14 protein-coding genes are annotated in these 14,002 nt (G+C 70.1%); 8 read left to right on the top strand and 6 right to left on the bottom strand.

What is annotated here, in order from left to right; genetic code table 11:
- Nucleotides 1–16: 16 nt before the first annotated feature.
- The gene (locus ACIRON_RS26035) at nt 17–529 is read right to left on the bottom strand and encodes a DinB family protein (protein WP_402996915.1); all 513 of its coding nucleotides are present in this window, start codon (nt 527–529) and stop codon (nt 17–19) included.
- A gap of 119 nt (nt 530–648) precedes the next feature.
- Between ACIRON_RS26035 and ACIRON_RS26030 the strand changes: the two genes are divergently transcribed.
- Nucleotides 649–1,182 (top strand): TetR/AcrR family transcriptional regulator, encoded by a 534-nt coding sequence (locus ACIRON_RS26030; RefSeq protein WP_402996913.1) that lies wholly within the window; start codon nt 649–651, stop codon nt 1,180–1,182.
- Nucleotides 1,183–1,196: 14 nt separating this feature from the next.
- Here ACIRON_RS26030 and ACIRON_RS26025 read toward each other — a convergent pair whose 3' ends face one another.
- Nucleotides 1,197–2,261: an SDR family NAD(P)-dependent oxidoreductase gene (locus ACIRON_RS26025; RefSeq protein ID WP_402996911.1), complete on the bottom strand. Its 1,065-nt coding sequence runs from the start codon at nt 2,259–2,261 to the stop codon at nt 1,197–1,199.
- A gap of 135 nt (nt 2,262–2,396) precedes the next feature.
- Here ACIRON_RS26025 and ACIRON_RS26020 point away from each other — a divergent pair, with 135 nt between their 5' ends.
- The gene (locus tag ACIRON_RS26020) at nt 2,397–4,202 is read left to right on the top strand and encodes a flavin-containing monooxygenase (RefSeq protein WP_402996909.1); all 1,806 of its coding nucleotides are present in this window, start codon (nt 2,397–2,399) and stop codon (nt 4,200–4,202) included.
- 4 nt (nt 4,203–4,206) lie between these two features.
- Here ACIRON_RS26020 and ACIRON_RS26015 read toward each other — a convergent pair whose 3' ends face one another.
- Nucleotides 4,207–5,025 (bottom strand): oxidoreductase, encoded by an 819-nt coding sequence (locus ACIRON_RS26015; RefSeq protein ID WP_402996907.1) that lies wholly within the window; start codon nt 5,023–5,025, stop codon nt 4,207–4,209.
- A 90-nt stretch (nt 5,026–5,115) separates the two neighbouring features.
- Between ACIRON_RS26015 and ACIRON_RS26010 the strand changes: the two genes are divergently transcribed.
- A complete protein-coding gene (locus tag ACIRON_RS26010; protein ID WP_402996905.1) occupies nt 5,116–5,685 on the top strand; it encodes a TetR family transcriptional regulator in 570 nt (189 codons plus the stop codon).
- Nucleotides 5,686–5,891: 206 nt separating this feature from the next.
- Here the strand turns inward: ACIRON_RS26010 and lpdA are convergent, their stop codons facing one another.
- Nucleotides 5,892–7,295, bottom strand: coding sequence for a dihydrolipoyl dehydrogenase (gene lpdA, locus ACIRON_RS26005; RefSeq protein WP_402996903.1), 1,404 nt, complete (start codon nt 7,293–7,295; stop codon nt 5,892–5,894).
- Nucleotides 7,296–7,366: 71 nt separating this feature from the next.
- Here lpdA and ACIRON_RS26000 point away from each other — a divergent pair, with 71 nt between their 5' ends.
- The 3 genes from ACIRON_RS26000 to ACIRON_RS25990 all read left to right on the top strand — a co-directional run bounded on the left by ACIRON_RS26000 (nt 7,367) and on the right by ACIRON_RS25990 (nt 10,968).
- On the top strand, nt 7,367–7,819 hold the full coding sequence (locus tag ACIRON_RS26000) for a gamma-glutamylcyclotransferase family protein (protein ID WP_091052774.1): 453 nt from the start codon (nt 7,367–7,369) through the stop codon (nt 7,817–7,819).
- 29 nt (nt 7,820–7,848) lie between these two features.
- Nucleotides 7,849–8,646, top strand: a complete 798-nt coding sequence (locus ACIRON_RS25995) for a purine-nucleoside phosphorylase (protein ID WP_402996901.1) — start codon at nt 7,849–7,851, stop codon at nt 8,644–8,646.
- A 672-nt stretch (nt 8,647–9,318) separates the two neighbouring features.
- Complete coding sequence (locus tag ACIRON_RS25990; RefSeq protein ID WP_402996899.1) at nt 9,319–10,968, top strand: phospho-sugar mutase; 1,650 nt, start codon at nt 9,319–9,321, stop codon at nt 10,966–10,968.
- Between the two features lie 38 nt (nt 10,969–11,006).
- Here ACIRON_RS25990 and ACIRON_RS25985 read toward each other — a convergent pair whose 3' ends face one another.
- On the bottom strand, nt 11,007–11,576 hold the full coding sequence (locus ACIRON_RS25985) for a hypothetical protein (RefSeq protein WP_402996897.1): 570 nt from the start codon (nt 11,574–11,576) through the stop codon (nt 11,007–11,009).
- Between the two features lie 45 nt (nt 11,577–11,621).
- On the opposite strand from ACIRON_RS25985, the gene deoC reads away from it, so the two are divergent.
- Both deoC and ACIRON_RS25975 read left to right on the top strand, forming a co-directional pair.
- Entirely contained in the window at nt 11,622–12,290 is a 669-nt protein-coding gene (gene deoC / locus ACIRON_RS25980) for a deoxyribose-phosphate aldolase (protein ID WP_402996895.1), read from the top strand.
- A gap of 30 nt (nt 12,291–12,320) precedes the next feature.
- Nucleotides 12,321–12,932, top strand: coding sequence for a uridine kinase (locus tag ACIRON_RS25975; RefSeq protein WP_402996893.1), 612 nt, complete (start codon nt 12,321–12,323; stop codon nt 12,930–12,932).
- Here ACIRON_RS25975 and ACIRON_RS25970 read toward each other — a convergent pair.
- Nucleotides 12,907–13,986, bottom strand: a complete 1,080-nt coding sequence (locus ACIRON_RS25970; protein ID WP_402996892.1) for an adenosine deaminase — start codon at nt 13,984–13,986, stop codon at nt 12,907–12,909. The genes ACIRON_RS25975 and ACIRON_RS25970 overlap by 26 nt on opposite strands.
- Nucleotides 13,987–14,002 lie beyond the last annotated feature (16 nt).

The raw sequence follows: 14,002 nt of genomic DNA, 5'->3' as shown, positions 1-14,002 counted from the left end.
GCCCGGAGCGGCAGAGTCAGCCCATCGTCTTCTGACCGTCGATGGTCTCCCGGATGATGTCGGCGTGGCCGGCGTGCTGGGCGGTCTCGGCCAGGATGTGGGCGAGAGCGCGGCGGTTGGACCAGCGCGCGCCCGACTCGAACCACGGCGCCTCGGGAAGGGCGTGGTCCGCGTCGAGGTCGACGGTCCGGATCAGCTCGTCGGTGGCGGCAGCCACGTCCTCGTACGCCTTGAGCACACCTTCGAGGGTCTCGTGCTCGGCTAGCACGAAGTCGGCGGCGAACTCGGCGTACTTCTCCGGGGTGAGCTCCTGCGCCACCGCGCCACGGACGATGAAGTCGGCCCACCCCCGCTCGCCGGCTGCCACGTGCTTGATCAGGCCGCCGAGGCTGAGTACGGAAGCGGTCGGGGTGAGCCGGGCCTGCTCGTCGGTGAGGTTGCGGACGGCGAAACGCAGGAAGCCGCGGTGCTTGGCCAGGGTCTCCAGCAGATCGGTGCGCTCGCGGCTCAGGGTGGTGGTGGCGGTCATGGCTCAGCTCCTTGGTGATGTGTCCCTCTGACACCGACAACGCTAGAAGCTCTTCAGGTCAGTTTCTGTCCGTATTCGAAGGGCATCCGAAAAGATCCGCGGACCATTACCCTGCTGGGATGACGAGCCCCGCGAACCCGACCCGCAGCGACGCGGTCCGCAACCGCGACCTCCTGGTCACCGCCGCCCGTGAGGTGCTCGCCGAGCAGGGTCTGGACGCGCCGATGTCGGCGGTCGCCAAGCGCGCCGGCGTCGGCCAGGGCACCCTCTACCGGCACTTCCCCGACCGCCTCGCCCTGGCGACCGCCGTGCTGGAGGAGAACGTACGCGACATCGAGCAGGTCGCCGCCCGCCCGGATGCCACGCTGGCCGACGTGCTCGGCGTCATCACCTGGCAGATGATCCACTCGACCGCGTTCCTCGGCATCATCCGTTACGGCGGCGAGGAGACTTCCCTCTTCCTGGCCGACCGCGTACGCGCCGCCGTCGACGGACTCCCGAAGGGGGCCTACGGCACCGACGACCTCATGCTCGCCGTCGCGATGGTCTCCGGCGGGGCCCACGGCCCGACACCGGAGGCGCGCGAGAGCACCGCCCGCCGGGCATGGGGGCTGCTCGGGATCGAGATCGGCGCGGTCACGCCCGGCGTCTGACCGGCGTCTGAGCGCTAGGCGGCGGACCAGCCGCCGTCGGAGGCGACTACGGCCCCGTTGATGTTGACCGAGTCGCGTGAGAGCAGGAAGGTGATCGAGGCGGCGAGCTCCTCGGCGGTGGCGATCCCCGGGATCGCGACGCGCATCCCGGCCGTCCGGGACGAGCCGTAGGGCGCGCCCTCGGGCACGTGGATGCCGGTCGCGACCGCGCCCGGAGCGAGCGCGTTGATGCGCACCCCGGTCCCCGCGTACTGGAACGCCGCCGACTTCGTCAGGCCGACGAGGGCGTGCTTCGAGGTCGTGTACGCAGCACCGGCCGCCGAACCGCGGAGCCCGGCCTCGGAGACGACGTTGACGATCCGGCCCTCGCCGGCGGCGAGCATCACGGGCAGCACCGCTCGCATCAGCCGCATCGGCCCGTCGACGTTGACCGACAGGCAGCGCGCCCAGATCGTGTCGTCGATCTCGTGCGGGGCGGCGTCGTCGTCCATCACGCCGGCCACGTTGGCGAGCGCGTCGACGCGCTCCCCGGCCGCGGCCAGGACCGCGGCGGCGGTCTCGGGCGCGGTGATGTCCGCGGCCAGCGCGTGGAACCTCTCGCCCAGCTCGGTCGCGGTCGTGGACAGCTTCTCGGCCGAGACGTCGATCCCGACCACCCGTCCACCCTCGCCGACGATCCGGGCCGCGACCGCCTTCCCGATCCCGCCCGCGGCCCCGGTGACCACCACCGTCTGGCCGGCGAACCGGCCACCGGTGAGCGCCTCGGTCCAGGGCTGGGGCGAGCCGATCTCGACGCCGAGATCGGCCGGCACCGCAGCCACGGTCGCCGTCACCGCATCGGCGGTCGGCACCCCGTCCGGGATCACGCCGGTCTCGGCGACACCGACAAGCAACCCGACGACCTCGGCCGGGAACCTGCCACCGGACATCTCCACGAGCTTGTCCAGAGGCAGACCGAGCGCCGGCGCCAGCGCCTCCTCGGTGCCGCCGCCGGCCGCGATGATGCCGCGCAGGACCTTGCCGGCCACCGGATGGGCCAGGAAGCTGCGTACGGGCGAGGAGGGGGTGAGCGTCGACATGACGGCGGCCTTTCGTCGGAGGCGATCCGGACACACTTGTCCGTTTCGGTTATCGTAACCGCGAATGCCGCTCGGGGCACTTCGCGACCTCGTCGGCGCTCCGGGCACACCGCACCCCACGAGAGGAGCCGCGCCATGACCCTGCCGCGCTGCCAGAACCCGGTCACCCACGAGCGCGCCGCCCAGATCGGCGAGCGCTACACCGCCGAGCGCGAGCGCCGGGTACGTCCCGACGGGACGGCGCAGTATCGACCGGCCGCGGCCGAGTTCGGATACTTCGCCGAGGACCCCTACACCGAGCGCGCCGAGCGCGAGCCGGTCCGCGACGTGGTCGATGTCGCGGTCGTCGGCGGTGGCTTCGGCGGCATCCTCGCCGGCGCGCGGCTGCGCCAGCAGGGCATCGGGTCGGTGCGCGTGGTCGAGAAGGGCGGAGACTTCGGCGGCACCTGGTACTGGAACCGCTACCCCGGCATCCACTGCGACATCGACGCGGCCGTCTACCTCCCGCTGCTCGAGGAGACCGGGTACATACCGCGATGGAAGTACGCCCCCGGCGAGGAGATCCGCCAGCACGCCGTGCGCATCGCCGAGAAGTTCGACCTCTACGAGAACGCGCTCTTCTCGACCGCTGTGACCTCGCTGACCTGGGACGACACCGACCAGCAGTGGCTGGTGACCACCGACCGCGGCGACGAGTTCCGGGCGACGTACGTCATCACGGCGACGGGCACGCTGACCGAGCCGAAGCTGCCCGGCATCCCCGGGATCGAGTCGTTCACGGGTCACACCTTCCACACCTCGCGCTGGGACTACGGCTACACCGGCGGCACCCCCGAGGGCGGCATGACCGGCCTCGCCGACCGGAAGGTCGGCATCGTGGGCACCGGCGCGACCGGCATCCAGGCGGTGCCGAAGCTCGCCGAGGACGCCGAGCACCTCTACGTCTTCCAGCGCACTCCCTCCACCGTCGGCGTACGTGGCCAGCGCCCGCTCACCGCCGCCGACCTCGGCGCGGACCGCCCGGGCTGGGCCGGCGAGCGCCGCGAGAACTTCCTGAGGCTCGTCTCCGGCGAGGCTGTCCCGGGCGTCGACGAGGACCTCGTCGACGACGCCTGGACCGAGTCGGCGGCCCTCCTCGAGAAGCTGCTGCCCAGCTTCCGCCGCGACTTCGAGCCGGGCTTCGAGGCCGCGTACGAGGACCTCGACCACGCCACGATGGACCGGATCCGCGCCCGGGTCACCGAGATCGTCGAGGATCCGGCGACCGCGTCCGCGCTCCAGCCCTGGTATCGCTATGCCTGCAAGCGGCCGACGTTCTCCGACACGTACCTGCCGACGTTCAACCGCGACAACGTCACCCTCGTCGACACCGCCGACTCCCACGGCATCGAGCAGATGACCGAGCGCGGCGTGGTCGTGGACGAGGTCGAGTACGAGATCGACGCCCTGGTCTTCGCGACCGGGTTCTCCGTCGGCGTCTCGGGGATCACCTCGGGCAGGCTGCCGGTGACCGGTCGAGGCGGGGTCCAGCTCCTCCACGCCTGGGCGGCCGAGGGGCCGCGGTCCTTGCACGGCTTCGCGTCCAACGGCTTCCCCAACCTGCTCAAGATGGGTTCGCTGCACAACGCCAACAGCGTGAACTTCAGCCACATCCTCGACGAGCAGGCCGTCCATGCCGCGGCGCTCGTCGCCGCTGCCGAGGCGCGGGGAGCCGTCATCGAGCCGTCCCGCGAGGCCGAGGACGCCTGGGCCCACCGGCTCACCCAGGGCGCCCCGAAGCACGCCTGGTTCCACGCCGAGTGCACTCCGGGCTACTACAACGCCGAGGGCGCCGGACGCTCCGACGCCCCCACCGGCTACCCGGGCTCCGCCGTCGCCTTCCACGAGGAGCTCCGCGCCTGGCGCGAGACCTCCGTCGAGGAGGCGCTGCGCATGCACTGAAGGGTCAGCCGACGACCCGCTGCTGGATCCAGTCCATCGCCCGGTCGGGGAGCACCCTCCGCGCGGCCAGGATCGGCTTGGCACCGAAGCCGACGGCGTACCTCGTCCGGGGGCGCTTCGCGGTCACCGCCTTCTCGATCGCGCGGGCGACGACATCGGGGTCGGAGGCCAGCCGGGCCATGGCGTCGCCTTCCAGCGACGACGCCATCTTCTCGACGAGCTCCGCGTAGGGGCCATCGCCGGAGACCTTGCGGCCGGACTCCATCGCGATGTCGCCCCACTCGGTGGCGATCGCCCCGGGCTCGACGACCACGACGTCGACGCCGAACGGCGCCAGCTCGACGCGCAGCGCGTCCGAGAGACCCTCGACGGCGAACTTGCTGGCGTGGTACCAGCCGCCGAACGGCGTCGTGATCTTCCCGCCGATCGAGGTGATGTTGACGATCGTGCCGCTGCCGCGCTCACGCATCCCCGGCACGACCAGCTGGGTGAGCCGGGCCAGGCCGAAGAGGTTGACCTCGATCTGGCGTCGCGCCTCCTCCAGCGGCACCTCCTCGATCGAGCCGTAGGACCCGTAGCCGGCGTTGTTGACCAGCGCGTCCACCCGGCCCTCCTCGGCCAGGATCTTCTCGACGCCGGCCACCATCGCGGCGTCGTCGGTCACGTCGAGCGCCAGCGGTCGTACGCCATCTGGCTCGAGCTCCGCCAGGCGGTCGATCCGCCTGGCGGCGCCGTAGACGATCCATCCGGCCCGCGCCAGGCGGCGGGCGGTGGCAGCGCCGATGCCCGACGAGGCACCGGTCACGAGGGCGACCTTGGTCATTGTCCCAACTCCTAACTGAAAGGTTAGTTAGAAGTGAACACGCCCTCTCCGCGTTTTTCAACCAACCGGTTAGAAACTACGCTGGCCCTCATGCCGCCACGTGACGCCGACGCGACCCGCAGCCGGTTGCTGACCGCTGCCGCAACCGAGTTCGCCCGCTACGGCGTCGCCGGCGCGCGGGTCGAGCGGATCGCGGCCGCCGCCCAGTCCAACAAGGCGCAGATCTACCACTACTTCAACAGCAAGGACGGCCTCTTCGCGGCTGTCATCGGCGCGCACGTCGAGGCGACCTTCGCCACCGACTACTTCGACGCCACCGCCCTTCCCGAGACCGCGGCGGCGATCTTCGACACCTTCGTCGACAACCCCGAGCTCGCCCGCCTCGCCCACTGGCTGCGCGTCGAGGCGACCAGCCTGGACGCCCCGATGCCCGCGCTGGAGGACGCCAACGCGGCCAAGATCCGCGCCATCGAGAAGGCACAGTCGGACGGGATCGTCACCGACCGCTTGCCCGCGGCCGTTCTCCTCGGCCTCATCGTCACCATCGCCTCGGCCTGGACCGACCTGCCGCCCGGCTTCGACATGATCGAGCGGGACTTCACCGTCGCTCAGCAGCGGGAGTTCGTCATCGAGTCGGTACGCAGGCTCGTCGCTCCCTAGCTGGGGGCGGGTCGGCGCGGCGCGCCATTTTCCCGCCATGGCGGGGAAATGGCGCCTAGCCCCGCGCCCACCCACCGGATTTTCCCGCCATGGCGGGATTCTGCACCCCACCCGCCACCACCCGTCTCGCACATCCCCGCCATGGCGGGGAAATGCCGCGTGGCCGGCACCCCTCAAGGGCACCGGCCACGTCGGGCGCTGCAGGATCAGAGGTTGATCATGTGACCCGCGATGCCGTGGATGGCCTCCTTGACGGCCTCCGAGAGCGTCGGGTGCGCGAAGATGTTGCGCCCGATCTCGTCGGCGGTGAGGTCCCACTGCTGCGCGAGGGTAAGCGCCGGGAGCTGCTCGGTGACGTCCGGGCCGATCATGTGAGCACCCAGGAGCTCGTTGTGCTCGGCGTCGGCGACGATCTTCACGAAGCCGACAGCGTCGCCCAACCCCATCGCCTTGCCGTTGGCCGAGAACGGGAACTTCGCCGTCTTGACGTCGTAGCCCTTCTCCTTGGCCTGCTCCTCGGAGTAGCCGAAGGAGGCGATCTGGGGCTGGCAGTAGGTCGCCCGCGGCACCATGTCGAAGTTGATCTCCATGGTCTCGGCACCGGCGATGGTCTCGGCGGCGACGATGCCCATGGCCTCGGCGACGTGGGCGAGCATGAACTTCCCGGTGCAGTCGCCGATCGCGTACACGTTCTCGACGTTGGTGCGTCCACGGCCGTCGATGGCGATGGCCTTGCGATCGGTCAGCTCGACGCCGACGTTCTCCAGGCCGTAGCCCTCCACGCGGGGAGCGAAGCCGAAGGCGGCCAGGAACTTGTCGGCCTCGATGACGGTCTCCTCGCCACCGCCGGCCGGCGCGACGGTCACGCGCACACCCGAACCGGTGTCCTCGACGGACTTGACGGCGGTCGAGGTGAGTACGTTGACGCCCAGCTTCTTGTAGTGCTTGGCCAGCTCCTTGGACACCTCGGCGTCCTCGGTCGGCACCATCCGGTCGAGGAACTCGACGATGGTGACGTCGACACCGAAGTTCTTCATGACGTACGCGAACTCGACGCCGATCGCGCCGGAGCCGCCGATCACCATGGACTTCGGAACGTTCGAGTCGAGGATCTGCTCCTCGTAGGTGACGATGTTCTTGCCGTTCGGCACCACACCCGGCACCGAGCGCACGGTGGCGCCGGCGGCGATGATCAGGTTGTCGAAGGTGTAGTCGGTGTTCGCGCCGTCCTTCGCGACCGTGATCGACTTCGGACCGGTCAGCGTGCCCCAGCCGTCGATCTCGGTGATCTTGTTCTTCTTCATCAGGAAGTGAACGCCCTTGACGATCCCGGCGCTCACCTGGCGGGAGCGCGCGTGGGTCGTGGAGAACTCGAGGTGGGCGTCACCGACGATCCCGAACTTCTGCTTCTCCTTCGGGTCGTTCAGCGTGTGGGCCAGCTCCGCGTTCTTCAGCAGCGCCTTGGACGGGATGCACCCGACGTTGAGACAGACACCGCCCCAGTACTTCTCTTCGACGACGGCGACGGACTTGCCGAGCTGAGCGGCACGGATGGCGGCGACGTAGCCACCAGGGCCAGCGCCGAGGACGAGAACATCAAAGTGGGTCACACATCAAGGGTAGACCGCCAATAGCAGATAGATCCCAAGCGGGTGAGGACTGGGCGGTAACCTCGTGACCTGTGACTCTCTACGCGGCCTATGGCGTCAATCTCGACCCGGCGCTGATGAGCGAGCGGTGCCCGCATTCGCCGTTGCGTACCACCGGGTGGCTGGGCGGTTGGCGGCTCACCTTCGGGGGCGAAGACAACGTGCTCGGCGACGGACCGACGGCCACGATCGTCCAGGACCCGTTCGAGCAGGTCTTCGTCGCGGTCTACGACGTCGTGGACCAGGACATGGAAGCCCTGGAGAAGTGGGAGCTGGCCGACATCGGCCTCTACTTCAAGACCAAGGTGCGGATCTCCGCGCTCGCCGAGGATCTCCTCTGCGAGACCTACGTCCTGGACACGTACGAAGGTGGCATCCCGGACGCCCGCCAGCTCGGCGCGCTGGCCGACGCCGCCGAGGCGGCCGGGGCGCCGGCCGACTACGTGCACGCACTGCGTACGCGGCCCTGCCGGTCCAACGACTGAGCCGGTCCGGTCAGGTCTAAACTCAGCGAGTGACCACGCCTTACGAACTCGCCAAGAAAGCCGCCTCCGCTCTCGCGGAGAAGACCGGCGTCGAGAAGCACGACATCGCGCTGGTGCTGGGCTCGGGCTGGCTGCCCGCAGTCGACGCGCTCGGCGAGGACTACACCGAGATCGCCACCACCGACCTGCCCGGCTTCAGTGCCGCCGCGGTCGCCGGTCACAGCGGCAAGATCCGCTCGATCCGGGCGGCGAGCGGTCGCAACCTGCTGGTCTTCCTCAGTCGCACCCACTACTACGAGGGCAAGGGCGTCGACGCGGTCGTGCACCCGGTCCGCACCGCGGCCGCCGCCGGCTGCTCGACGATGGTGCTCACCAACGGCTGCGGCGGACTCAACCCGTCCTGGTCGCCCGGCACCCCGGTGCTGATCAAGGACCACATCAACCTCACCGCCACCTCTCCGCTGGTCGGCGCCAACTTCGTCGACCTCACCGACCTCTACTCCTCGCGCCTGCGGGGGCTGGCGAAGCAGGTCGACTCCTCCCTGGACGAGGGCGTGTACGTCCAGTTCCCCGGTCCCCACTACGAGACCCCGGCCGAGGTGAAGATGGCCGGCATCATCGGCGGTGACCTGGTCGGCATGAGCACCACCCTCGAGGCGATCGCGGCCCGCGAGGCGGGGATGGAGATCCTCGGGATCTCGCTGGTCACCAACCTCGCCGCCGGCATCTCTGACCAGCCGTTGAACCACGCGGAGGTGCTGGAGGCTGGGCGCAGTGCGGCTGCTCGGATGGGTGGGTTGTTGAGCAACCTCGTTCCCAAGATCTGAGCCTGGTTCGTCTCTCACCGTTTCTTCGGGGCTGGGGTGGGCCGCCGACCCGATCTCTGAGGGTCTTCTCGACCTGGCCCGGAGTCAAGGACGGCCTGCGGCCGCCGGCTACGCCGGTCGCCTTCGGCGATCCTTGACACCGGACCATGTCGAGAAAAGATTTGGCTGGCTATCGGGGCGGCGGCCCGGGTGTGGTCGCGGGGAACCGCCCCGGGCTAGGGGACGGCTGCTCCGGGCGAACGAAAATTCGTTCGCCCCACCGAGCAGGGACTCCTGCAGCGGAAAGAAAATTCCTTCCACCAGCAGAACCCACACCCGGCGGAGACCAACTCACACGGCGAACGAAAATTCGTTCACCAACCACCCCACTCGCCCGCACCGGCGAAGCGATCAGCCGATTCCCAAGCCCGTACCAACCCGAATTCTCCGCACCAAACCCCTGCCGCCGACCCGATAGCCAGCCAAGTCCTTTCTCGGCGACGGCCGGTGTCAAGGATCGCCGAAGGCGACCGGCGTCAGCCGGCGGCCGCAGGCCGTCCTTTACTCCGGACGCCGCCGAGAACACCCTCCCCGAAAGGGTCGGCGGCAAACCCCAACCACAAACAAGCATCAGCCCAACAGAACCGAAGCCGATCGTCGATCTCAGCCACCCGATGACCTAGGGTCAGATCCATGGTCCCCACAGATCACTCCGCGCTCGTCGTCCAGGCCAGGGAATGGCTTGCCGATGACCCGGACGCACAGACCCGAGCAGAGCTCGAGAGCCTCCTGACCTCCACCGCCCCGGGGGCCACGGCCGAGCTGGCCGACAGGTTCTCGGGCATGCTGCAGTTCGGCACCGCCGGGCTGCGGGGCGCGCTCGGGGCCGGGCCGAACCGGATGAACCGGGTGGTCGTGATCAAGGCTGCCGCGGGGCTGGCCCGCTACCTGCTCGCGACCGGCGCGCAGGGGCCGGTGGTGATCGGCTACGACGCCCGGCACAACTCCGACGTCTTCGCCCAGGACACGGCCGAGGTGATGACCGGAGCGGGACTCCACGCGTTGGTGATGCCGCGCTCGCTCCCGACGCCGGTGCTGGCGTACGCCGTCAAGGCGCTGGACGCTAGCGCGGGGGTGATGGTGACGGCCAGCCACAACCCGCCGCAGGACAACGGCTACAAGGTCTACCTCGGTGACGGGTCGCAGATCGTGCCGCCGGCCGACGTCGAGATCGCGAAGCGGATCGCGGCGGTCGACAAGGTGAGCTCGGTCCCGCAGGGTCCGGCCGGCCAGACGATCAGCGAGGACCTCGTCGACAGCTACCTCGACACGGTCGTCGGGCTCCTCACCGAAGGCGGCGCGCGCGACCTCGAGACCGTCTACACGCCGCTGCACGGTGTCGGCGGCGACCTGGTGCACCTGGCGATGAAGTTCGCCGGCTTCCCCGCGCCGTTCGTGGTCAAGGAGCAGGAGCGGCCCGACCCCGACTTCCCGACCGTGGCGTTCCCCAACCCCGAGGAGCCCGGCGCGATGGACCGGGCGATGGCACTCGCCAGCAAGAAGGGCGCCGACCTGGTCATCGCCAACGACCCCGACGCCGACCGCTGTGCCGCCGCCATCCCTGTCGGCAAGAAGTGGCGGATGCTGACCGGTGACGAGGTCGGCGCGCTGCTCGCGACCCACCTGATCCGCAAGGGCGTGAAGGGGACGTACGCGGCCTCGATCGTCTCCTCCTCGCTGCTCGGCAAGATCGCCGCGGCCGCCGGGCAGGCCTACGCCGAGACGCTCACCGGCTTCAAGTGGATCTCCCGCGCCCCCGGGCTCGCGTTCGGCTACGAGGAGGCGCTGGGCTACTGCGTCGACCCCGAGCACGTACGCGACAAGGACGGCATCTCGGCGCTGCTGCTCCTGTGCGAGCTGGCCGCGTCGCTGAAGGCGGAGGGCCGTGGCCTGGCCGACCTGCTCGACGAGCTCGCGGTCGAGCACGGCCTGCACGCCACCACCCAGCTCTCCGTCCGGCTCGAGGACCCGGCTCAGATCGCCGGCGCGATGCAGCGCCTCCGCGACCGGCCGGTGACCGCCCTGGCCGGGGCCGCCGTGCAGCAACTCGACGACCTCACCACCGGTATCGGCGGCCTGCCGCCGACCGACGGGATCCGCTATCAGCTGGCCGGCGGGTCACGGGTGATCGTGCGACCGAGCGGCACCGAGCCGAAGATCAAGTGCTACCTCGAGGTCGTCGAGCCGGTCGCCTCGCCGGAGGCACTGCCACAGGCCCGTACGGACGCCGAGATCGCCCTCGGCGCGCTCAAGGTCGACATCCGCGCGGCGATGGGGCTGTAGAGCTTCCCGCTGGTCGAGCGGCGGCTCGACCAGCGGGGTCAGACCAGGAGCAGGACCACGAAGACGACGGCCACGACGCCGGTGGCGGCGATCAGCGGCCAGTCCCAGCTGCGGCGTACGTCCTCGGCGAGAGCGAACTGCTCGTCGGAGTCGCGCTTGATCCGGCGCCGGTCGCGGGCATCCTGGGCGAGCGCGTTGAGCCGGTCCTCGATGAAGTCGGCGTGGTTGCTCAGCGGTTTGTGGTCGCGCTTGGCGCCCTTGATCGCTTCCCGCATCGGACGCCCGATGGCACCGCTGACGTAGGTGTGGCCGCCCGCGTAGGCGCCGAGGGTGCGGCCGACCGAGACGCTCTCCAGGGCGGCCATCGGGAAGCGCACCGTCGAGTACAGGTGGTGGAGCACGAAGTCGCCCTCGCTGACGCCGACCCTGGTGCGGATGAACGCGGCGTACGCGACCAGCGCGAAGAGCACCCCGCCGGCCGTCGTCTCGGGGTGCCAGCCGGTGACGGCATCGATCACGATGACCGCGATCGCGCCTCCTGCCGCGAGGAATCCCCACGTGGTGCTGCTGGAGTTGCGGAACCACTCCTCGGGCTGATCATCGCTCACGGCGCAAACCTTAGCCTTCGCGCGGTAGGTGCATATGCTGAGCCTGTGCCTACCCCCGCAGAGATCGCGAAGCTGATCGATCACACCCTCCTCAAGCCCGAGGCGACCCGCGCCGATGTCGACGCGCTGATCGCTGAGGCCGCCGAGCTCGGCACCTACTCGGTGTGCGTCTCACCGTCGATGCTCCCGGTCACTGTTCCGGCCGGCCTGAAGGTCGCCGTGGTCTGCGGCTTCCCGAGCGGCAAGCACCTCTCCACCGTCAAGGCCGCGGAGGCGGCGGCGGCGGTCGAGGCCGGTGCGGACGAGATCGACATGGTCATCGACATCGGCGCCGCGAAGGAGAAGCGCTACGCCGACGTCGAGGCCGACATCGCCGCCGTGCGCGCCGCGGCCCCGGCCCCGACGGTGCTGAAGGTGATCATCGAGTCCGCCGCGCTGGAGGACGACGAGATCGTGGGCGTCTGTCGCGCTGCCGTCGACGCCGGCGCGGACTTCGTGAAGACCTCCACCGGTTTCCACCCCGCCGGTGGCGCCAGCGTCCACGCCGTGGAGCTGATGCGCGAGACCGTCGGCCCCGACCTCGGCGTCAAGGCCTCGGGCGGCGTGCGGACCATGGAGCAGGCCGAGCAGATGATCGCCGCCGGGGCGACCAGGCTCGGGGTCTCGGGCTCGCGCGCGCTGCTGGCGGGGTCGGCTCCCGGCGCCGGCTACTGACTTCGGCCCGGCACAGGCGAGAATGCTCCGGTGCGCGCTCAGGTCATCGTCCTCGCCGGCCCATCGGGCGCCGGCAAGTCCCGCCTGGCCGAGCGGCTCGGCCTGCCGGTCCTGAGGTTGGACGACTTCTACAAGGACGGCTCCGACCCCTCGCTCCCCCGGATCACCGAGGGCCCCAACGCGGGCCTGGTCGACTGGGACCACCCCGACTCCTGGCATCCCGACGACGCGATGAAGGCGATCACGGCGCTCTGCGAGACGGGCACCGCCGACGTACCCGTCTACGACATCGCCCACGACGGCCGCACCGGCTGGCAGTCGCTGACCCTCGGGGACGCGCAGTTCTTCGTCGCCGAGGGGATCTTCGCCCAGGACATCGTGGCCGGGTGCCGCGACGCGGGCCTGCTGGCCGTCGCCTACTGCGTCACCCACTCACCGACGGTGACCTTCTGGCGCCGGCTCACCCGCGATCTGCGCGAGCGCCGCAAGCCACCGTTCGTGCTGGTCAAGCGGGGCCTGGCGCTGATGCGCGCACAGCCGCAGGTCGTCGCGGACGCGGTCGCCAAGGGCTGCACCGCGGTCTACCCGAAGCACGGCTACGTCGCCATCGGACGGCTCACAGGGCCGCGTACGCGTCCTTGATCTCGTGGATCAGGTCGACCCGCTCGTCGTAGGGCAGGAACGCGGACTTCATCGCGTTGGTCGTCAGCCGCTGGAGCTCGGGCAGCCCCCAGCCGAAGGCCTCCACGATGCCGGCCATCTCCGCCGACATCGAGGTCCGTGACATCAGCCGGTTGTCGGTGTTGATGGTGACTCGGAACCCGAGGTCGTAGAGCAGCCCGATCGGGTGCTCGGCGATCGACTTCGCCGCCCCGGTCTGCACGTTGGAGCGAGGGCAGAGCTCGAGCGGGATCCGCCGGTCCCTGACGTACGCGGCGAGCCGGCCGAGCCGCGGCGCCTCGCCCTCCTCGAGGGTGATGTCGTCGACGATGCGTACGCCGTGCCCGAGCCGGTCGCAGCCGCAGGGGTGCACCGCCTCCCAGATCGAGGGCAGCCCGAACCCTTCGCCGGCGTGGATGGTGAACCGCATGTTGTCGGCGGCGAGCTGCTCGAACGCCGCCAGGAACCGGCTCGGCGGGAAGCCCTTCTCCGGGCCTGCGATGTCGAACCCGGCGACGCCGCGGTCACGCCAGGCCACCGCGAGATCGGCGATCTCGGTGGCATGGGCGGCCTGCCGCATGGCGGTGAGCAGCTGGCGTACGACGATCTTCCGACCGCTCGCCGCGACCTTCGCCATGCCCTCGTCGAACCCGGCCTGTACTGCCGCGACGACCTCCTCCAGCTCGCCACCGTTGGCCAGGTGCAGCTCCGGTGCCCAGCGGACCTCGGCGTAGACGACGCCGTCCTCGGCGAGGTCCTCGACGCACTCCCGCGCCACCCTCGTCAGCGCGGGCAGCGTCTGCATGACGGCGAGGGTGTGCGCGAAGGTGTCGAGGTAGCGCTCCAGCGACCCCGAGTCCGCGCTGGTCACGAACCACTCCTCCAGCGCGACCGGATCGTCCTGGGTCCCCTCCGGCAGCCGGTGGCCCACCTCAGCGGCGAGCTCGACCAGTGTCGAGGGACGTACGCCACCGTCGAGGTGGTCGTGGAGCAGCACCTTCGGGGCGGCCTTGATCTGCATGTCGGACGGTTCCATGGGCCCATTATTCCGT

The organism is Nocardioides sp. NPDC101246, assembly GCF_044767415.1.
Classification (GTDB): domain Bacteria; phylum Actinomycetota; class Actinomycetes; order Propionibacteriales; family Nocardioidaceae; genus Nocardioides.
The sequence above is the reverse complement of the archived record's forward strand: the minus strand, read 5'-3'. Positions and strand labels throughout refer to the sequence as shown.